We start from the raw sequence: 19,469 nt of genomic DNA on the forward strand, positions 1-19,469 counted from the left end.
CGGTGACACTTCGGGTATGAACCGAATGCTCTAGCCAACTGAGCTATACCGCCATTTCAAACACCATCCAAATTGGTGCATTTGCTATTATACAGATTCAGCGTACTTTTGTCAACACTTTTCTTTTCCTTTTTTGGCAAAAAACGGCTGTATTCCAAGGAATACAGCCGTTTTCCAATTTTTGGAAATAAAAACATCAATGCTTGGGCACAAGTTCGCTTTTGCCGCCCATATAAGGACGCAGAACTTCGGGGATTTTCACGCGGCCATCGGGCAGAAGGTTGTTTTCCAAGAAGGCGATCAACATGCGGGGAGGTGCCACACAAGTGTTGTTTAGCGTGTGAGGCAGATAGTTCTTTCCGTCCTCGCCTTTGATGCGAATCTTCAAACGACGGCTTTGCGCATCGCCCAAGTTGGAGCAGGAGCATACCTCAAAATACTTTTGCTGGCGGGGGCTCCAAGCTTCGATGTCACAGCTCTTGACCTTCAAATCCGCCAAATCTCCGGAGCAGCACTCAAGCTGACGTACAGGAATGTCCAGGCTGCGGAACAGTTCCACACTGTTATGCCACAGTTTCTCGTACCAGTCCATACTCTCTTCGGGCTTGCACAATACGATCATTTCCTGTTTTTCAAACTGATGGATGCGGTAAACGCCGCGCTCTTCCAAACCATGGGCGCCTTTTTCCTTGCGGAAGCAGGGGGAGTAGCTGGTCAGCGTCAGAGGAAGCTGTGCCTCGGGGATGATCTGGTCCACAAAGCGTCCGATCATCGTGTGCTCGGAAGTGCCGATCAGATAGAGATCCTCTCCCTCAATTTTATACATCATAGCGTCCATTTCGGGGAAGCTCATCACGCCCTGTACCACGCTGCCGTGCATCATGAAAGGAGGAATCACATAGGTGAATCCCTTATCGATCATAAAATCGCGGGCATAGGCCAGAACCGCTTCGTGGAGACGGGCAATATCGCCCATCAAATAATAAAATCCGTTTCCTGCTACACGGCGGGCGCTGTCCAAATCGATGCCGTCAAACCGCTCCATAATATCGGTGTGATAAGGAATTTCAAAATCCGGGGTTTTTGCTTCGCCGAAGCGCTGCACTTCCACATTGTAACTGTCGTCCGGACCAATGGGAACACTGGCGTCGATCATGTTCGGAATGACCAGCATGATCTCCCGCACTTTGGCTTCCAGCTCTTCTTCTTTGGCCTCCAGCTCTTTCAGACGCTGCGCCTGTGCAGTGACTTGCTTTTTGACTTCTTCTGCCTCTTCTTTTTTGCCCTGTCCCATCAGAGCACCAATGCTCTTAGACAGTTTGTTGCGCTGAGCACGCAGCTCACTTGCCTCAGTGATCACGGCGCGGTTTTCCGCATCCAGAGCGATGACCTCATCCACCAAAGGCAATTTCTGATCCTGGAATTTCTTTTTGATGTTTTCTTTGACAGCGTCCGGATTTTCCCGGACAAATTTGATATCCAACATGACTCTTATTTCTCCTTCGTATATTTCCCTAACAGGTTTGCAAACTCCTTGAGTTGATCATCGGAGTAGAAGTGCACCTGCAATTCACCTTTTCCATCCTTATACCGCACCTTGACCTCTGTTCCCAGCACCTCTTTCAGGCTGAGTTCCACCTCACTGGGAAGGGGAGGGAGCAAAGTAGGTTTGCGTTTGCGAGGCTTTTTCATCATGTTGCGGCAAAGCTGCTCTGCTTCACGCACACTGAGGCCTCGCTCTACAATCCAATCGGCCGCCTGCTGACGACTTTCTTCATCCGGAAGTCCCAAAATGGCCTTGGCATGACCGGGAGTCAGCCGTCCTTTTTTCAAATCTTCCAACGCCTTTTCGGGAAGATTTAAAAGGCGCAAACTGTTGGCCACAGCGCTGCGGCTTTTTCCCAGCTTCTGCGCGGCTGTCTCTTGGGTATAGCCGCACCGGTCCATCAGTTGACGATAACCGGAAGCCTCTTCCACCGGGTCCAAATCCTCGCGCTGAAGATTTTCAATCAAAGCCAGCTCCATCGCTTGCTGGTCGCTGATGTCCTTGATGAGTCCCGGAATCTGCTCCAACCCTGCCACCCGGGCCGCACGCCAGCGCCGCTCACCGGCCACGATTTTGTATCCGCCGCCGGGGATCTGCCGCACCACAATAGGCTGCAATACGCCGTGTTCCGCAATGCTGTCTGCCAGCTCTCCCAAAGCTGCGTCGTCAAAATACTTACGGGGCTGAGCCTTGTCCGGTTCCACTTCCGTCAGACGCAACATGGTGATGCCGTCATCTGCGGTAGAGGCGCCTGTGTCTTGGAACAACAAATCCAATCCGCGCCCAAGTCCGCTTTTTTTGCTGCCATGGATCACCCTTCTTTCCGGTTGTTCTTGATAAATTCCGCCGCTAAGAATGCATAAGCCTCTGCACCCTTGGAACCGCCATCGTAATAATTGATGGGAGCGCCGAAACTGGGCGCCTCCGACAGGCGCACATTGCGGGGAATGGTGGTTTTGTATACCTTGTTGCCAAAAAACTTTTTCACTTCCTGCACCACTTGCAGCGTCAAGTTCAGCCGTCCGTCGTACATCGTGAGCAGGACCCCTTCAATGTCAATGTAAGGGTTGTACATTTTTTTGACGGTACGAATCGTACTCATCAATTCGGACAGACCTTCCAGTGCAAAAAATTCGCACTGAATGGGAACCAGAACCGTATCGCAGGCACACAGGCCGTTGAGTGTGAGCAAATCCAGAGAAGGGGGACAATCGATAAAAATAAAATCATACTGACCAATTACTGGCGTCAGCGCTTCGCGAAGTCTTGCCTCCCGTCGAGAAAGGCCAATGAGTTCGATGCCTGCTCCGGAAAGCTGAATATTGGATGGAATCAAATCCACCCGGTAAGGCGTATGAACCAAAGCCTCCTGCGCTGTTTTTTCGCCAGTCAAAAGTTGATATACACTGATTTCCACGCTTCTTTTGGCCACGCCGTACGCGCTGGTAGTATTTCCCTGTGGATCCAGGTCCACCAGAAGGACCTTTTTTCCCTGGGCAGCCACGCCGGAAGCCAGATTTACTGCGGTAGTTGTTTTTCCCACACCGCCTTTTTGATTTGCGACCGCCACTACTTTTCCCAAAATACCGGTTCCTCCTGTTATTTTTGCAATTTTTTACCTACGGCAGCATACGTATACAGTATATCACAGTGAAATTGCTTTTAAAAGAGGAAAAATCTCTGTTCCACGTGGAACAAAAAAAGACCGCGCAATCATCGCGGTCTCTCATTACTTTTTTGTTTCACGTGGAACATTCTGCACAGCCCGGGAAGTAGGAATGCGCACTACATATTCGATATAATCTTTCTGCTCGTTTTTTGTGGCCGTTGCGGGAATTCCGTTTCCGGTCATCATTTTCAATGCCCGTTCAATGGTATTGACAAAAATACGCACGTCCTTGACCATCATACGCCGTCTTGGACGAGGCTTGTTTTCCAGTACTCTGGTAATAAACTGTTCTGTCTGCTGTACATTGTAATTGTTTTGCACAATTACTTTCAGCGCTTTGGTGCGCATTTCGCTATCCGGAAGTCGAAGCACAGCCCGAGCGTGCCGCTCGGTCAAGTTGGCTTTCGTACAGATTTCTTCTTGCTCTGCATTCAGTGTCAACAATCTAAGTTTATTTGCCAGTGTGGGCTGAGCAATCCCCAAACGCCGGGCACCTGCCTCCTGTGTGCAGTTCCAAAGGCATAAGAGATCTCGCAATGCACGAGCCTGTTCAAAGGGATTGAGCTGTTCTCGCTGAAGATTCTCTAAAAGACTCAATGCCGCGGTCTTCTCATCCTCAAAGTGATAAATCAACGCGGGAATAGTACTCATCGCAGCCATTTTGCAGGCACGCCAACGCCGTTCCCCTGCAATGAGCTGATAGGTGCCATCTGACATAGGCCGCACACTGATGGGCTGTAAAAGTCCATTTTGCAAAATACTTAAAGCCAATTTTTTAATATCCTCTTGCGGAAAATTCTTGCGCGCCTGAAAAGGGGAAGGCGTAATGCTGTCGATGGGCAGATAAACTACCTTCACCGGCTGCGTCATACGCTCTCTGATCAAAATTCATCCGTCCTCTCCGGACACAGAACAAAACGTTCCATGCCAGCATTTCCAAGAAAAAGTCTAGCATGGAACGTTTTATTTTTCCAGTATTTTCCATTTACATTGTTCGACGATGGTTTGTCATTTTAAGGGAGCTTTTGCAATTTTTCCACCGTTTCTGGGATAAACGGAGGGAGTTTGCGATATTTTTTTATAAAACAGCAAACTGCGCAGGCTGCCGTCCGGAAGAACAAAGTCTTTGGATTTGACAAATTCGCCGCCCAATTTTTTCACGGCACCTTGTGCGCCCTGCACTTCATCCATAGCACCTGCGCCTTTCAGCGCAATAAACCATCCGCCCACTTTGACCAGAGGAAGGCAGTACTCAGCCAACATAGACAGATTTGCAACTGCGCGGGCAGTGGCTACATCAAACTGTTCCCGCCAGATTTTGCGAGCAGCTTCTTCGGCCCGTTCTTTGGCAAATTCCGCCTGAATGCCCAGTTCTGCGCACACATAACGCAAAAACTCCACCCGTTTGCCCGTGGGTTCCATCAGCGTCAGTTCCAATTCCGGTTTGTACAGCTTTGCCACTACACCGGGAAAACCAGCGCCGGTTCCCACATCTACCACTTTGCCGCACACTTCGGGCTGCGCCGCAAACAACAGACTGTCAATAAAATGTTTGTCCTCAATACCTTCGGGATCGGTGATGGCAGTCAGATTCACTTTTTGGTTGTACTCCACCAAAAGCTGGGCATATTGGTCCAAAGCCTGAACTGGCACATGATCCAGCGACAATTGAGCAGCCTTTTGCAATAGGCGGTTCTGATCAATCATGAGTGTTCCTCCGTTGTTTTTCTATGGGCAGCCAGTGCAATGGTCAGGCAAGCAATGTCCGCCGGACTGACACCGGGAATGCGGGAAGCCTGTCCCACATTGCGCGGCTGGATCTTGGCCAGTTTTTCTCTTGCTTCAAGGCTCAAACCTTTCAGCGGTGCGTAGTCAAAATCCGCCGGGATCTCCATTTTCTCCTGACGCTGCACATGGGCAATTTGACTTTGTTGCCGTTTGATATAACCCTCGTACTTGATCTCTGTTTCGATACAATAAGCAATAAAAGGCGTCACATCATTGTTTTCTCCAATCATTTTTGCAATGTCTTCATAATGGAGAGCCGGTCGGCGCAAAAGTTCCGCCGCATTGCAGCCACTGGAGAGAATCGGCTCGTTCTTTTCTTGCAAAATTGCATTTGCCTGTACGGGGCGAATCGTCGTCTGACGAAGACGTTCTTGTTCCGCCTGTTTGATGTCCCGGCGCCGGCAATAATCTTCCCAGCGCACGTCGTCCACCAGTCCCAATTCTCGACCAAGCGGCGTCAGGCGTTCATCGGCATTGTCCTGCCGCAGATAAAGCCGATACTCGGACCGACTCGTCATCATACGATAAGGGTCCATGACGCCCTTGGTGACCAAATCATCCACCAGTGTGCCCAAATAACTGCTCTGACGGGGAAGGACCACTCCTGTTTTGCCCTGTACATGACGTGCGGCGTTGGCACCTGCCAAAAGCCCCTGTGCCGCCGCCTCTTCGTAACCCGAAGTTCCGTTGAACTGTCCCGCGCCATACAAACCCGAAACAGCCTTGCACTCCAGCGTAGGGAACAGGGCAGTGGGGTCAATGCAGTCGTATTCAATGGCATAGGCCGGACGCATGATTTCCAGATGCTCAAATCCTCGAATGGTGCGGTACATAGCATTTTGCACATCCTCCGGAAGACTGGAGGACATGCCCTGCAAATACATTTCTTCCGTATCCAGACCACAAGGCTCTACAAATATCTGATGCCGGGGCTTTTCGGAAAAGCGCACCACCTTATCTTCAATGGAAGGGCAGTACCGAGGTCCGATGCCCTCAATTTTGCCGCCGTACAGGGGAGAGCGGTCCAAATTGTCCAAAATAATGCGATGAGTCTGTTCATTGGTATAAGCAATGTAGCAATCCACCTGATTTTTCATTTCGCCCTTTGTGAGAAAAGAAAAAGGCTGAATGTGCTCATCACCGCTCTGTTTTTCCAGAACGGAAAAATCAATGCTGCGCCGATGCACCCGGGCGGGCGTGCCTGTTTTGAACCGGCGGATGGGAAGTCCCGCCTCTTTGAGGCATTTTGTCAGTTCACAAGCCGCATGCTGACCATCCGGACCGCTTGCATAACTGGCATCGCCCACAAAAATACGTCCTCCCAGATAAGTACCTGTACAAAGGACCACTGCCTTTGCTCCATAAAAACCATTGAGATTGGTACATACACCGGTGACATGGGTTCCTTTTTCGTCTTTTTCAAAGGTGAGGGAAGTGATTTCCGCCTGCTTGAGCTGAAGATGAGGCGTTTGTTCCAAAGCCTTTTTCATGTACATATGGTAACGCTTGCGGTCCGTCTGCACCCGCAGCGAATGCACCGCCGGACCTTTTCCCATGTTCAACATCCGGCTTTGCAAAAAAGTAGCATCGGCCGCAATCCCCATTACGCCGCCCAAAGCATCCACTTCGCGCACAAGATGTCCCTTGGCTGTACCGCCGATGGATGGATTGCAGGGCAAATTTCCCACGCCGTCCAAAGTCAAGGTAAACAATGCAGTGGACACGCCCAGACGTGCGGCAGCGCAGGCCGCCTCAATGCCCGCGTGGCCTGCACCAATGACAATCACATCAAAATCTCCCAAATGATTCAAAGTTCTTCTCTCCTCGTATGGCTGAAATCAAAAACCGTCAGTTCCCGGCGGCAGAACAGACGAAATCCTGGCCCGCTCTCGCCCAATCCCGCACAGACGTATAAGGGCATTCCGTGTACGCGATAAAATCCACGCAGATAATGTCCTACTTTCTTTGTCATCCAAATGCGCCACAACCCGGGCGCATACACCTGTCCTGCGTGACTGTGTCCCGCAAGAATCAAATCGGCTGTTCCACGTGGAACTTTTTTTGCCAGCACCGGCTCATGGATCAAAACCACCCGGATACCCGCTGTATAGCGCATGGGCAAAAGGCAGGCAGGCCTCGATAAATCCTGAAAATAAATATCATCTAAACCGCCGATGGTCACCGGCGTCCCGTCGGGTGCATGAGTTCTGACTACCCGATTTTTTAAAAATACAAAGCCGCTTTCGTAAAGAAGCCGCAGGGCTTTTTGGTCCGCGCCCAAAAGATCGTGGTTGCCCCGAACAGCAAATTTCCCGCTCGGCGCTTGAATGCCGCGCAAAATTTTTGCGGCTTTCTCCCACTGCACAAAAGGATCCGGTTTGCATACAAGATCGCCAGTAAACACTACGATATCCGGCCGCAGATCATTGACCCGGTCCACCAATGCCTGCAATCCATCCCAGTCCGTCCGATCGTCCAAATGAAGGTCGGTGAGTTGAATCAGCCGAAGTTTTCCCGGACCTTTGAACGCATATCTGCGCACAAGCAACGGCTGGTTTGCCTCGCGTCTTGCAATTGCTTTTTTTAAGTTCCAAAAAATTCCTTTGTGTGCTCGCATGTTTTATACTCCATAAAATAACGTATTAACGTTATTATTTTCCAACACAAAACTCTGAAAAAACCCGGTCGATGACATCGTCGGATGCATTTTCTCCAGTCAATTCATACAGCGCATTGAGTGCGTCGTCCACACATACGCCTGCTGCATCCAGTGTAAAACCGGCACAAACAGCATCCAGTGCCTCGCACAACGCTGCTTTCGCTGCTTTGACACAAGCCAGTTGCCGTTCATTGGCCAGCAGCATCGCATCCGGGTCCAGATCTGCTATGCCTAAAACCTCAGCCGCAGCTTGCTCCACCGTAGACAAAAAAGCCGGGTCGTTGGCACTGATGGAAACGATTTTTCCAAAATAAGGAGCAATGATTTGCTCATCAAACCGGCGCGGCAGATCCGTTTTATTGAGAATGGCCAACGCCGGACGGCCCGCACACTTTTTAGCCAGCATCTCATCTTCCTCGTCCGCAGGCTTCGACGCATCAAACACAGCCAGAACAAATCCAGCCTTTTCCAAACGGGCAAAACTGCGGCGGATTCCCTCAGCTTCTACCACATCTTCAGTCTGACGAATGCCCGCAGTATCTGCCAAATGCAGCCGTACGCCGGCTAGCTCAATCTCCTGTTCCACCACATCCCGCGTGGTGCCCGCCACCGGGGTGACGATGGCCCGCTCAAAACCAGAAAGCAAATTCAGCAGTGTAGACTTGCCTACATTGGGACTTCCCACAATGGCCGTTTCCACGCCACGCCGAAATACAGCGCCCGTATCATAACCGCAAATCAATGCCTCCAGCTCATCCACATCCTGTTTCAGAGAGGACTCCAGCGTCTCCATAGAAAGTTCGGGCACATCTTCTTCCGGATAATCGGTGTAAGCCGCCATATGGCCAGCCAGGGCAATCAAGTGTTCCCGCACTCTTTCAATTTTACGATACAGCGCACCTTCCATCGCGGCTGCAGCCGCGGCCGCCCCTTGTTTGGAGGTAGCACCGATCAAATCCATCACTGCTTCGGCCTGTGTCAAAGAAATACGACCAGCCAAAAGTGCGCGTTTTGTAAATTCTCCAGGACCGGCAGGCTGTGCGCCTGCATCGAAGCAAGCACGCAAAAGCTGTCCGCTGACTGCGCTGCCCCCATGGCAGGAAAGTTCCACCACATCCTCGCCAGTGTAACTGTGAGGAGCACGGAAACACAATGCCACCACTTCATCGCACACGCGGTCATTCTGTATAAAATGACCGAACATCGCCGTATATCCTTTTGCCTGTTCCAATTTTTTGCTGGAATTGGCCGGACGAAATACACGACTCGCCACTTCATAGGCTTTTTCTCCGGACAGGCGTACAATGGCAATTCCTCCTACGCCCGGCGGCGTGGCAATGGCCGCTATGGTCTTTTCCTGCATCATCGATGGTTCCCCTTTTTATACAAAAAGCAATTTTCTAATATATTATACAATTTGTTTTTTTACAAAAAGCAGGGCAGTGCGCGGCACTGCCCTCGAATAAAAATTCTCTGTACCGTTAGCCTTTTTGCTGGCCTTTGAAGATTTCGATCTCATTGGCAGGCAGCTCGGTTTTAAAATCGTGCTCTGTGCGGTGCAAATTTCCGCAAATGCACACTTCCTCGCCTTTAGCATCCAGAGGCATATAATAGCCACATGTGGTGCAGCGGGCATACAGGCCGGGTTTGCGTTTGAACTCCTTAGACAAAAATCCCGTGGCCTTAGGGCCGTGACCAACATAGGTGAAGGTCATTTTATTTTTCAGTTCCTGCTGCTGTTTCTCCATTTGAGATTTATCTACATTCCAGTTGCGCATATCCATCGCAAAAAGCCTCCTTATTCTTCCTCAGATTCTTCTTGTTCGCTGAGTGCAGCGGCTTCTTCCTCTGTCACGTCTTCACCGCTGTCTTCAGGTTTGGAAACTTCTTCCTCATCGCTGCGCTCCGTGCGAGCCACAGTCACCACCCGATCTCCTTCAGCAAGGCGCATCACACGCACGCCGGAACCGTATCGGCTCTGGGGATGGATATCCGCCACATGCATGCGAATAATGATACCGGCCATGCTGATGAGAATGATATCATCGTCGTCATCCACCACGCGGATACCGGCCACATGACCATTTTCTCCGTAGTTGCGAATGCCTTTTCCGCCACGATATTGCGTGCGATAGCCATTTACCGATGTGCGGCGTCCTTTGCCTTCTTCGGTAACAGTAATAACGGTGGCATCCTCGCGCACAATGCCGGCACCCACCACATAATCGTCCGGAGCCAGTCGAATGGCGCGCACACCGATGGCCGTGCGGCCTACAGAACGTGCATCGGTTTCTTTAAAGCGGATGGCAACACCACCACGAGTAGCCAGAATCAAATCTTTCTGTCCATCGGTAATTCCCGTCCATGCCAGCGCATCGCCCTCATTGAGCGTGATAGCAATCAAGCCGGATTTACGGATATTGTTGTATGCAGAAAGTTCTGTGCGTTTGATGATGCCTTGTTTTGTGACCATCACCAAATATGCGCCTTCCGTCTCCTCCGGCACACGCATCATATTGGTGACCTGCTCGCCATTCTGTAATTGCAGCAGGTTTACAATGTTCACGCCACGGGAAGTGCGGCTTCCCTCATAGATTTGATATCCTTTCAGACGGAACACTCGTCCCAAATCTGTGACGAACAGCAAATGATCGTGCGTAGATGCCAGGAACAACTCCTCTACGAAGTCCTCTTCCTTGCGGCTGAGTGCCGTGATGCCGCGGCCGCCCCGGCGCTGAGCCTGGTAGGTATCCGCCGGCTGGCGTTTGATATATCCCGCATGTGTCAAAGTGAACACACACTGTTCCTCAGGGATCAGATCCTCAATGTCTACTTCGCCAGACACATGGGCAATTTCAGTACGGCGATCATCGCCGTATTTTTCCCGCAGAGCATTCAATTCGTCTTCCACGATCTCCAGAACTTTTTGCTCATCTGCAAGAATGGAACGCCACTCACTGATTTTTTCATGCAGTTCGTTCAACTCGGTCTCAATCTTCAAAATTTCAAGTCCTGCCAACTGACCCAATTGGAAGTTGACAATGGCAGTGGCCTGAAGATCATCGAAGCCAAATTTCTCCATGATGGCGATTTTTGCTTCGGCCTTTCCGCCTTTGCAACCACGAATGGTGGCAATGATATCATCCACAATATCGACGGCCCGGCGCAGACCTTCCAAGATATGTGCACGTTCCTCAGCTTTTTTCAAATCAAAAGCCGTACGACGGCGCACCACTTGGCTCTGGAAGTCCAGATATTTCTGAAGCATCTCTTTCAAGGTCATGACCTTAGGGACACCGCCGTCCAACGCCAGCATGATCACGCCAACGGTATCCTGCAACTGCGTATAGCGGTACAACTGATTCAATACCACTTGAGGATTTGCTTCACGTTTGAGTTCGATGACAATGCGCATACCTTTCTTGCGATCGGACTCATCGTTCAAATCGGAGATTCCTTCGATTCGTTTGTCCTTTACCAGATCGGCAATGTTCTCGATCAAACGAGCTTTATTCACCATGTAAGGAATTTCGGTCACAATGATTTGGAAGCGGCCATTGGCTTTTTCTTCAATCTGTGCCCGGCCCCGCAGCGTAATTTTGCCGCGGCCTGTCGCATAAGCCGCCCGAATACCAGACCGGCCCATAATGATACCGCCCGTGGGGAAGTCCGGTCCCTTGATGTGCTCCATCAAACCGGCCAGTTCAATATCCGGGTCGTGAATCAGCGCAGCAATACCGTCGATCACTTCTCGCAGATTGTGGGGCGGAATGTTGGTGGCCATACCCACCGCAATGCCTTGAGACCCGTTTACAAGCAGGTTCGGAATGCGGCAGGGAAGCACCGTAGGCTCTTTTTTGGATTCGTCAAAGTTCGGCTGAAAATCAACCGTATCTTTATCAATGTCCCGCAAAAGTTCCACAGCGATTTTGCTCATGCGCGCCTCGGTATAACGATAAGCCGCAGGAGGGTCGCCGTCCACAGAACCGAAGTTGCCCTGGCCGTCTACCAGAGGATAACGCAAGCTGAAATCCTGCGCCAAACGCACCATGGCATCGTATACCGATGCGTCGCCATGGGGGTGATAGGAACCCAGCACCGCACCTACCGTGTCCGCAGATTTGCGGGTAGGATGGCTGGGATCGTTTCCGCGCTCATGCATGGTATACAAAATACGCCGGTGCACGGGCTTGAGGCCGTCGCGCACATCGGGCAGCGCGCGCTGCGTGATAACAGACATGGAGTAGTCGATAAAGGCTGACTCCATCTCCTCCTTAATGTCACGTACAATCAGGCGTGTGCCTTCCGTGATCGAATTTTCAATCATAATCTATTCTCCACTTTCCATCTGTCAAATCACACGTCCAAATTTGCGTACTGGGCGTTTTTCTCAATGAAATTCTTACGAGGCTCCACCTTATCGCCCATCAGGATGCTGAATGTCTGATCCGCCTTGATGGCATCCTCAATGGTGATCTGCACAATCACGCGATTTTCCGGGTTCATAGTGGTCTCCCAAAGCTGTTCCGGGTTCATTTCGCCCAAGCCTTTGTAGCGGCTTGCCTTAGCGCCCTGACCCATTTCTGCCATCATCTGGCTTAGCTCAGCGTCGTTGTACGCATATTTGATTTTCTGTCCTTTTTGAATGCGGAACAAAGGCGGCTGAGCAATGTATACATACCCGCCCTCGATCAAAGGCCGCATAAACCGGAAGAAGAAAGTCAAAAGCAACGTAGCGATGTGACTGCCGTCTACGTCCGCATCGGCCATGATAAACACTTTGTGATAACGCAGCTTGGAAATATCAAAATCCTCGCCCAATCCACAGCCCAGAGCCGTGACCACCGGGGTCAGCTTATCATTGCCGTACACTTTATCGATGCGAGCTTTTTCCACGTTCAGCATTTTGCCCCACAAAGGCAGAATGGCTTGAATGTTGGAGTCACGACCCTGCTTGGCCGAACCGCCGGCGGAATCACCCTCGACGATAAAGATTTCAGTCTTAGAGGGATCTTTTTCTCGACAGTCCGCCAATTTTCCCGGCATACGGCTAGTTTCTAAGGCCGATTTCCGGCGCACCAGTTCCCGGGCACGCTTGGCCGCCTCTCGGGCGCGGGCCGCCTGCATAGCCTTTTCATAAATCGCCTTTGCAACAGCGGGGTTCTCTTCAAAGAACTCCTTGAGCTTGTCGTACACCATGCCCGAAACAAGACCGCGAATCTCGGTATTTCCAAGCTTTGCCTTAGTCTGTCCTTCAAATTGTGCCTCGGTCAGCTTCACGCTGATCACAGCCGTCAAACCTTCGCGCACATCGGAACCGGACAGATTGTCGTCCTTTTCCTTGATGTAGCCTTTTTCCCGTCCAAAATCGTTGAACACACGAGTCAGAGCTGTTTTAAATCCTTCTTCGTGAGTACCGCCGTCGGGCGTATTCACGTTGTTCGCAAAAGAAATGATGCACTCTTTAAAGCTATCATTGTACTGCATGGCTACTTCTGCCACAGAGTCATTCAGCTTGCCTTTCAGATAAATCACGTCCGGGTGCAGCACTTCCAAACCCTGTTCGGCATGAATGTGCTCTACAAAGCTGCGAATGCCGCCCTCGTAGCACATGCTTTCCTGTTGTTCTTTGCCCTTGCGCTCATCCGTCAAGGTAATGCGAACGCCAGCATTCAAGAACGCTTCTTCGCGCAGCCGTACATTGAGAGTCTCATAATCGTATTCCAGTACTTCAAACATCTCGGGATCCGGTTTGAACGTAACTGTGGTTCCGTTGGGAAGATCCGTAGCTCCCAAATTCTGCAAATCGGCATCGGCCACACCACGATGGAAGCTCTGGCGGTACATATATCCGTCCTTGCGCACAGTGACGGTTAGCCACTCGCTCAGGGCATTTACAACACTGGCACCCACGCCATGAAGGCCTCCGGATACTTTATAACCGGAGTTATCGCCGCCGAATTTTCCGCCCGCGTGTAAAATTGTGAACACAACCGTTACCGCCGGAATCCCCAGCTTCGGCTGAATATCCACAGGTACACCACGTCCATTATCGGTGACTTCAATGACATTGTCTTCTTTGATGGTCACTTCAATGTGATTGCAGAATCCAGCCAAAGCCTCGTCAATGGCATTGTCCACGATCTCATACACCAAATGGTGCAATCCTCGTGGTCCTGTAGAACCAATGTACATACCCGGGCGCTTGCGCACCGCTTCCAGCCCCTCCAAAACTTGGATTTGGCTGCCGTCGTACTCATGCTGATTTGTGTTTTGTTCAGACATTCCCATTCTCCTATTTCGTAATCGCTATATCGTCGATGTAACCGCTGCGCTTTTTCAACGTGGCTGCTGAAATTTGACTGATATATACTTTTGCATTCTCACCTGTGGTCACAATAAAACTTTTTGGAAGCTCCGTGGTCACATTTACCACTCGTTTTTCCTTTTCTGCACGGGCCAGATAATCCCGCGTATGTTTGGAAAGCGTGGAAGAATCCAAATCAAAAATTCCTAAAATATCTTTTGTTCGGATGATGCAGTCCTGTCCAAGATGCAGATACATAGCCTCTCCTTTTCACGATCATTCTTCGCTCAAAACGCCGCTGTCCATCCGGTACACTTTTCCATCGGTCTTTGCAAACAACGCGGCGTCGCAGGCGGTTACAATGGTCTGCCGATGTTCCATCCGGCTCAAAAGATAGGCCTGCCGCACATCGTCCAACTCACTGAGTACGTCATCCAACAGCATCACCGGATGTTCTCCGGTGATTTTCTGAGCACCCGCCGCTTCCGCCAACTTCAAACTCAGCACCACAGACCGCTGCTGTCCCTGGCTTGCAAAACTTTTGGCGTCACGCCCGTCCAAAAACAAACAGAAATCTTCCCGGTGAGGCCCCACCGTACAAAACCCGGCCGCAAGATCCCTTTGCCTTGCTTGTCGAATCGCTTCCAAAAGAGGATTCTCTTTTGTGAATGAAGCCTCATACCGAATTTCTAATGTTTCACGACCGCTAGAAATATCTCGATAAATCGATAAAATATCCGGTTCTATCTGCGCAAGATAAGCTTGCCGTCGCCAGCTAAGTTGTGTGCCTGCGTCGGCAAGCTTTTCATCAAATACATCCAAAAGTTCTGTGGCACCGGATGTTTGGTAGTATTGTTTTAAAAGCGCGTTTTTTTGGCTGACAAGCCGGGTATAACGGCGCAAAAGAGTAATATAATCCGGATAGAGCTGACACAAAGCAGCATCCAAAAATTTTCGCCGGCCGTCCGGCCCACCTTTTACAAGACTGAGGTGACCCGGTGCAAACACCACTGCAGTAAACGTGCCCGCAATGGAAGAAGCTCGACCATGATCCACGCCGTTGACTTTGGCACTGCGCCCTTTTTTTCCAGAGCTTCCATCGCCAATGAAAATCCGAATATGATTTTCTCTGGTCTCAGCTTCGCTTTCACCTTCTACAATTGCAAAAGACGAGCCCTCACGTATCAACTCCGCGTCTTTGGAACCACGAAAACTTTTTCCTCCGGTCAACATCCAAACGGCTTCCAGAAGATTGGTCTTTCCCTGGCCATTCTGACCGCAAATCACCGTCAGTTCTCTGCCAGGTGCAAATTCAGCCGTTTGAATGTTTCGGTAATCCTGCACGGACAAATGTTTTAAAATCACGCGCCTGTTACCTCGATGACATCTCCGTCAAATTCGATTCTGTCGCCCGGCCGCACTTTTTTTCCGCGCATGGTGCATACTTCGCCATTGTATTTTACAAGGCCATCCTGCACCGCATTTTTTGCCTCTCCGCCAGTCTCGCAAAGTCCGGAAAATTTCAAAAGAGCATCCAGTTTAATAAATTCTGTTTGAATTGAAATAGTTTTCATACACTGCCTCCGACTCAGTCGTTTTTAAAACGGACCGGCAGTACCAGGAACAAAAAGTCTCCTCCGTCTTTTGGCAGTACTTTTACCGGAGACAAAGGTCCGCTCAACTCAAATACCAGTTTGTCGCAACGGGAATAACGAAGCGCATCCAAAAGGTACCGGTTGTTGAATCCGATCTCTACAGGCTCTCCCTCGATTTCAGCAGGCAGTTCGTCTACCACTTTTCCAAGAGTCGTCTGGCAGCGAACGGTGATGTGATCGTCAAACAAAACGCGCAGAGGATTTTTCAGCCGTTCGGTGATGATAAGGCTGGCGCGTTCGATGGTAGTAGAAAAATCACGCACATCCACGGTCACGCGAGTTTTATATCCCTCGGGAATGACCCGGGTGTAGTCCAAAAATTCGCCTTCGATCAAACGGCTGATTACGGTATAAGTTTGGGTTGCAAACACCACAAACCGACGATTTGCGGAGATGTGAACCACTTCGTCTTCCTCGCCAAAGAGCTTTACTACTTCGCTCAGGGTCTTAGCCGGGATAATGATGTCGATCTCCTTGGTGGCCATGACCGGTTTGTGAATAATGGCAAGCCGGTATCCGTCCAATGCGACCACTGTCAATTGTTCCGGAGTGATGGAGAACAAAGCGCCGGTATGAGCGGGCTTTTTATCGTCCGTAGAAACAGCAAACAGTGTGGTGTCTACCATTTCTTGCAAATCCGCAGTGTTCATGTCCAAAGTTTTATCCGCACCGGGATTGGGCAGATCCGGGAAATCCCCCGGGTTCAGGCCCATAATGTCAAATTCTGTGATACCGCCCTTGATGGTGGTGGCACCGGAATCCTGTGCATTGATTTCTACTTCCTCACTGGGAAGACGACGTACCATATCGCCCAGGAGTTTTGCAGGCAGAACTGCATCGCCCGGTTCCAGTACATTGGCCTCGATGGTGGTGGTGATTCCCATCTCCAAATCGTATCCAGTCAATGTCAGGCTGAATCCTTCCGCTTTCATCAGGATTCCTTCCAAAACGGGAATGCTGCTGCGCTGTGTCACAGCTTTGGAAACGCCCGCAATGGCATTGGCCAGCAGAGCGCGGTCACAGGTCAGTTTCATAAAGTTCCTCTTTTCTTTTAAGTCTTGGCTTTTGTTTTGAAAAAGAAACCATTTTTTCAAAAAGTAGAAAGAAGGTGTTTTTCAAAATTTTGAGTAAAATAGAAAATAAAAAGTAATCGTAGTAGTAGGGTCGGTTGAATTGTTGAAGGATGTTTGTAAACGGGCTTTTTAAAAGCGCTTTTCGGTTTTTCACTTTTCGTGTAAGAAGTGTGGAAAAGTTGTGAATTTCAACATAGGAAATTTTTGAAAAGAAAGATATGTTGAAAACTCATGTTGAATGTTGAAAAAAGTGTTGAAAAGTGGAACAACTTTCAAAGGCAGTTTTAAGACCGCACATTCTTCATAATATCTTCAATGGTTTCTCTGGTGCGCGGGTCCGTGTCCATTTTCTTTTGGATGTCGCTGATCGAGTAAACCACCGTAGAATGGTCACGGCCGCCAAATTCACGGCCAATGTCCTCCATGCTCATGCCAGTAATTTCACGTACTAGATACATGCTGACCTTGCGGGCATTGGATACGTTGGAGCGCCGGGTAGGTCCCCGCAGCGCTTCAGGCGTAGTGTTGTAAGTTCGCGCAGCCTCACAAAGAATTTTTTCTACGGTCACGGGCACAGGTTGAATCTCATTGAGAATATCTTTAATGGCATTTTGCGCTGCGCCAATTACCGGCTGAATGCCTTCCAACTTCCGATAGGCGTCCAGCTTTTTCACAGCGCCCTCTAATTGACGAATGTTGTTTTTGAGACGATTTGCAATGTATTCGGCCACATCGTTGGGCATATTTAGACCCAGCAAATCTGCTTTGCGGCGGATAATGGCCACGCGCGTTTCAAAATCGGGCGGCTGAATATCTGCAATCAATCCCATTTCAAAACGGGTGCGTAACCGATCTTCTAAGCTCTTAATTTCTCTTGGAGCCCGGTCAGAAGCAAGGACGATTTGTTTTCCCGCGTTGTAAAGTGTATTAAACGTATGGAAAAATTCCTCTTGCGTAGATTCTTTGCCGCCAATAAACTGAATATCGTCCACTAAGAGAACGTCCGCTGCCCGGTATTTGTTGTGAAATTGAGCAGTGGTGTTGTCGTGAATGGCAGTGATGATTTCGTTGGTAAATTTTTCACCGTCTACGTAAACAATGTTGTAATCGGGATGGTTCTTTTGAATTTCGGCTTTGATAGCATTCAAAAGATGGGTTTTTCCGAGTCCGGAATCTCCCCAAATGAACAGCGGGTTATAAGACCCCGAAGGATTGGCTGCTACGGCCTGAGCCGCTGCATGGGCAAATTTATTGGTAGAACCCACGATAAAAGTCTCAAAGGTATAGGAATAGTTTCCGTCGGGTTGCTGCACAGGCGCAGCAGTGGAGGGCGCCGGCGCGGCAGACAGCACGATCTGAATATTCGGTTCAAAACCTAAAATCGCGCGGAAGCCTTCCAAAAGAAGATCCATGTAACGTTTTTCAAGGGTACTTTTCATAAAGTCAGAAGGTACCTGCAAAGTGGCGGTATTTCCATCGAAATCTCCTGCTTCCACGTCTTTGAAAAAAAGTTCGTAGGTGGCGTTCGCCACGTTTTTGTTGCAGTACTCCTTCACCGCGCTGAATACTTCGTTGAACGAATTCATACTTTCCAAAACAACTCCTAATGATACAATACGATAGATAGATAAAGTATACCACAAATGGGCCTTTTTCGCAATGCTTATATTATATAAGTAAAGAGAAATCAACACCTGCCTTTTCAAATGCGCGAAAAGAAAAGGGAGAAAAAACCGGAAAAAACAGTTGACAAACCCTGTATTTTTCTGGTATAGTTCTATTTTGCAGGGCTGTCTCTATTGATCAGCAGCCACACTTGACAAAAACAAAAAGAAATCCACAATATCTTGTGGTCATAGAGGAGGAAGAAAGATGAAACGTACTTTCCAGCCCAAGAAAATTCATCGCGCGAAAAAGCATGGTTTCCTGGCTCGTTCCAAGAGCAGCGACGGACGTAAAGTACTGGCTGCACGCCGCCGCAAAGGCCGCGCGAAATTGGCCGCCTAATTGAGGCGAAATTTTCGGATTTTGATCCGGGCATAAAAAAGCAGAAACGGGCGGTGTTTGGCCGCTGAGAGAAAGGCCACTCAAAATGTGGCCTTTTTGCTTATATCCGCAAATGGAAAGGATGTCTCTGGCACATGCGCTATGAGCCGATCACAAGAAACAATGATTTTGTACGTGCGTATACTCGCGGCAAATCATACGTGCATTCGCACATTGTGCTGTATGTGCGCAAAAACCGCGTAGGTCACACACGCGTAGGCTTAACTGCTACTAAAAAGATCGGCAATGCGGTGCAGCGCAACCGTGCTCGCCGAGTGATGCGGGCGGCGCTGTACAGCGTACTCAGTCAGGATGTGGGGCCCGTGGATATTGTGCTTGTGGCGCGTGGGATCACGCCGCGCCTGAAAAGTACAAAACTGGCGATCACATTGCAAAAATTGCTTCAGAGCGCGGGAATTTTGGAATGAGATATTGGATCCGAAAGTTGTTTATTCTGCCTATCAAAGGATATAAAAAGTTCATCTCGCCCTTGCTTGGAAACAATTGTCGGTTTTATCCCACCTGTTCAGAATATACGATGCAGGCTATTGAGATACACGGCGTTGTAAAAGGCATTCTTTTGGGCGCTTGGCGCATATTGCGCTGTAACCCGTTTTGCAAAGGAGGAATCGACCCGGTGCCTCCAAAGGGAAAATGGAAAAACGGGTAATCAGAATCAGTCTCCTAAATACGCGCGCCGCGCACGCGCGTCCCTCTAATAAAAAA

Annotated in this window: 19 protein-coding genes; 3 read left to right on the plus strand and 16 right to left on the minus strand. The window is 49.7% G+C overall.

The window, feature by feature from the left end:
- Window positions 1-196 precede the first annotated feature (196 nt).
- From serS to dnaA, 16 genes are all read right to left on the minus strand, one after another.
- Window positions 197-1,486: a serine--tRNA ligase gene (serS, locus tag AB5H98_RS03715; protein WP_367924573.1), complete on the minus strand. Its 1,290-nt coding sequence runs from the start codon at window positions 1,484-1,486 to the stop codon at window positions 197-199.
- A gap of 5 nt (window positions 1,487-1,491) precedes the next feature.
- Window positions 1,492-2,361 carry a ParB/RepB/Spo0J family partition protein gene (locus AB5H98_RS03720; protein ID WP_367924574.1) on the minus strand — a complete coding sequence of 290 codons (870 nt, stop codon included), beginning with the start codon at window positions 2,359-2,361 and terminating at the stop codon, window positions 1,492-1,494.
- Entirely contained in the window at window positions 2,358-3,128 is a 771-nt protein-coding gene (locus AB5H98_RS03725) for a ParA family protein (protein ID WP_367924575.1), read from the minus strand. Before AB5H98_RS03725 ends, AB5H98_RS03720 begins: the two co-directional genes overlap by 4 nt.
- 147 nt (window positions 3,129-3,275) lie before the next feature.
- Complete coding sequence (locus AB5H98_RS03730) at window positions 3,276-4,100, minus strand: ParB/RepB/Spo0J family partition protein (RefSeq protein WP_367924576.1); 825 nt, start codon at window positions 4,098-4,100, stop codon at window positions 3,276-3,278.
- A gap of 123 nt (window positions 4,101-4,223) precedes the next feature.
- Window positions 4,224-4,922: a 16S rRNA (guanine(527)-N(7))-methyltransferase RsmG gene (gene rsmG, locus AB5H98_RS03735; protein WP_367924577.1), complete on the minus strand. Its 699-nt coding sequence runs from the start codon at window positions 4,920-4,922 to the stop codon at window positions 4,224-4,226.
- Window positions 4,919-6,814, minus strand: a complete 1,896-nt coding sequence (mnmG, locus tag AB5H98_RS03740; protein ID WP_367924578.1) for a tRNA uridine-5-carboxymethylaminomethyl(34) synthesis enzyme MnmG — start codon at window positions 6,812-6,814, stop codon at window positions 4,919-4,921. Before mnmG ends, rsmG begins: the two co-directional genes overlap by 4 nt.
- Window positions 6,811-7,620 carry a metallophosphoesterase gene (locus tag AB5H98_RS03745; RefSeq protein WP_367924579.1) on the minus strand — a complete coding sequence of 270 codons (810 nt, stop codon included), beginning with the start codon at window positions 7,618-7,620 and terminating at the stop codon, window positions 6,811-6,813. The genes mnmG and AB5H98_RS03745 overlap by 4 nt, the downstream gene beginning before the upstream one ends.
- A gap of 34 nt (window positions 7,621-7,654) precedes the next feature.
- Window positions 7,655-9,028: a tRNA uridine-5-carboxymethylaminomethyl(34) synthesis GTPase MnmE gene (mnmE, locus tag AB5H98_RS03750; protein ID WP_367924580.1), complete on the minus strand. Its 1,374-nt coding sequence runs from the start codon at window positions 9,026-9,028 to the stop codon at window positions 7,655-7,657.
- 115 nt (window positions 9,029-9,143) lie between these two features.
- Entirely contained in the window at window positions 9,144-9,446 is a 303-nt protein-coding gene (locus AB5H98_RS03755; RefSeq protein ID WP_367924581.1) for a hypothetical protein, read from the minus strand.
- A gap of 14 nt (window positions 9,447-9,460) precedes the next feature.
- A complete protein-coding gene (gene gyrA / locus AB5H98_RS03760) occupies window positions 9,461-11,989 on the minus strand; it encodes a DNA gyrase subunit A (protein ID WP_367924582.1) in 2,529 nt (842 codons plus the stop codon).
- 29 nt (window positions 11,990-12,018) lie between these two features.
- On the minus strand, window positions 12,019-13,947 hold the full coding sequence (gyrB, locus tag AB5H98_RS03765) for a DNA topoisomerase (ATP-hydrolyzing) subunit B (protein ID WP_367924583.1): 1,929 nt from the start codon (window positions 13,945-13,947) through the stop codon (window positions 12,019-12,021).
- Between the two features lie 10 nt (window positions 13,948-13,957).
- Window positions 13,958-14,227, minus strand: a complete 270-nt coding sequence (gene remB / locus AB5H98_RS03770; protein WP_367924584.1) for an extracellular matrix regulator RemB — start codon at window positions 14,225-14,227, stop codon at window positions 13,958-13,960.
- An 18-nt stretch (window positions 14,228-14,245) separates the two neighbouring features.
- The gene (gene recF, locus AB5H98_RS03775) at window positions 14,246-15,334 is read right to left on the minus strand and encodes a DNA replication/repair protein RecF (protein ID WP_367924585.1); all 1,089 of its coding nucleotides are present in this window, start codon (window positions 15,332-15,334) and stop codon (window positions 14,246-14,248) included.
- Window positions 15,331-15,543 (minus strand): RNA-binding S4 domain-containing protein, encoded by a 213-nt coding sequence (locus tag AB5H98_RS03780; protein ID WP_367924586.1) that lies wholly within the window; start codon window positions 15,541-15,543, stop codon window positions 15,331-15,333. Before AB5H98_RS03780 ends, recF begins: the two co-directional genes overlap by 4 nt.
- Before the next feature lie 14 nt (window positions 15,544-15,557).
- On the minus strand, window positions 15,558-16,658 hold the full coding sequence (gene dnaN, locus AB5H98_RS03785) for a DNA polymerase III subunit beta (protein WP_367924587.1): 1,101 nt from the start codon (window positions 16,656-16,658) through the stop codon (window positions 15,558-15,560).
- Window positions 16,659-16,981: 323 nt separating this feature from the next.
- Window positions 16,982-18,283, minus strand: coding sequence for a chromosomal replication initiator protein DnaA (dnaA, locus tag AB5H98_RS03790; protein ID WP_367924588.1), 1,302 nt, complete (start codon window positions 18,281-18,283; stop codon window positions 16,982-16,984).
- A 286-nt stretch (window positions 18,284-18,569) separates the two neighbouring features.
- Here dnaA and rpmH point away from each other — a divergent pair, with 286 nt between their 5' ends.
- The 3 genes from rpmH to yidD all read left to right on the plus strand — a co-directional run bounded on the left by rpmH (window position 18,570) and on the right by yidD (window position 19,413).
- The gene (gene rpmH / locus AB5H98_RS03795) at window positions 18,570-18,704 is read left to right on the plus strand and encodes a 50S ribosomal protein L34 (RefSeq protein WP_349216011.1); all 135 of its coding nucleotides are present in this window, start codon (window positions 18,570-18,572) and stop codon (window positions 18,702-18,704) included.
- Between the two features lie 134 nt (window positions 18,705-18,838).
- Complete coding sequence (rnpA, locus tag AB5H98_RS03800) at window positions 18,839-19,171, plus strand: ribonuclease P protein component (RefSeq protein ID WP_367924589.1); 333 nt, start codon at window positions 18,839-18,841, stop codon at window positions 19,169-19,171.
- Window positions 19,168-19,413, plus strand: coding sequence for a membrane protein insertion efficiency factor YidD (yidD, locus tag AB5H98_RS03805; RefSeq protein ID WP_367924590.1), 246 nt, complete (start codon window positions 19,168-19,170; stop codon window positions 19,411-19,413). The genes rnpA and yidD overlap by 4 nt, the downstream gene beginning before the upstream one ends.
- The last annotated feature ends 56 nt before the right edge of the window (window positions 19,414-19,469 follow it).

This window comes from uncultured Ruthenibacterium sp. (assembly GCF_963558415.1).
Taxonomy (GTDB): Bacteria; Bacillota; Clostridia; order Oscillospirales; family Ruminococcaceae; genus Ruthenibacterium.

What these genes read in the sequence shown, in the direction of transcription:
- remB (WP_367924584.1), bottom strand. Translation starts at nt 14,227, where the DNA reads ATGTATCTGCATCTTGGACAGGACTGCATCATCCGAACAAAAGATATT.
- AB5H98_RS03780 (WP_367924586.1), bottom strand. Translation starts at nt 15,543, where the DNA reads ATGAAAACTATTTCAATTCAAACAGAATTTATTAAACTGGATGCTCTT.
- dnaN (WP_367924587.1), bottom strand. Translation starts at nt 16,658, where the DNA reads ATGAAACTGACCTGTGACCGCGCTCTGCTGGCCAATGCCATTGCGGGC.
- rnpA (WP_367924589.1), top strand. Translation starts at nt 18,839, where the DNA reads ATGCGCTATGAGCCGATCACAAGAAACAATGATTTTGTACGTGCGTAT.
- rpmH (WP_349216011.1), top strand. Translation starts at nt 18,570, where the DNA reads ATGAAACGTACTTTCCAGCCCAAGAAAATTCATCGCGCGAAAAAGCAT.
- gyrB (WP_367924583.1), bottom strand. Translation starts at nt 13,947, where the DNA reads ATGTCTGAACAAAACACAAATCAGCATGAGTACGACGGCAGCCAAATC.
- mnmE (WP_367924580.1), bottom strand. Translation starts at nt 9,028, where the DNA reads ATGATGCAGGAAAAGACCATAGCGGCCATTGCCACGCCGCCGGGCGTA.
- AB5H98_RS03755 (WP_367924581.1), bottom strand. Translation starts at nt 9,446, where the DNA reads ATGGATATGCGCAACTGGAATGTAGATAAATCTCAAATGGAGAAACAG.
- gyrA (WP_367924582.1), bottom strand. Translation starts at nt 11,989, where the DNA reads ATGATTGAAAATTCGATCACGGAAGGCACACGCCTGATTGTACGTGAC.
- AB5H98_RS03745 (WP_367924579.1), bottom strand. Translation starts at nt 7,620, where the DNA reads ATGCGAGCACACAAAGGAATTTTTTGGAACTTAAAAAAAGCAATTGCA.
- rsmG (WP_367924577.1), bottom strand. Translation starts at nt 4,922, where the DNA reads ATGATTGATCAGAACCGCCTATTGCAAAAGGCTGCTCAATTGTCGCTG.
- yidD (WP_367924590.1), top strand. Translation starts at nt 19,168, where the DNA reads ATGAGATATTGGATCCGAAAGTTGTTTATTCTGCCTATCAAAGGATAT.
- dnaA (WP_367924588.1), bottom strand. Translation starts at nt 18,283, where the DNA reads ATGAATTCGTTCAACGAAGTATTCAGCGCGGTGAAGGAGTACTGCAAC.
- serS (WP_367924573.1), bottom strand. Translation starts at nt 1,486, where the DNA reads ATGTTGGATATCAAATTTGTCCGGGAAAATCCGGACGCTGTCAAAGAA.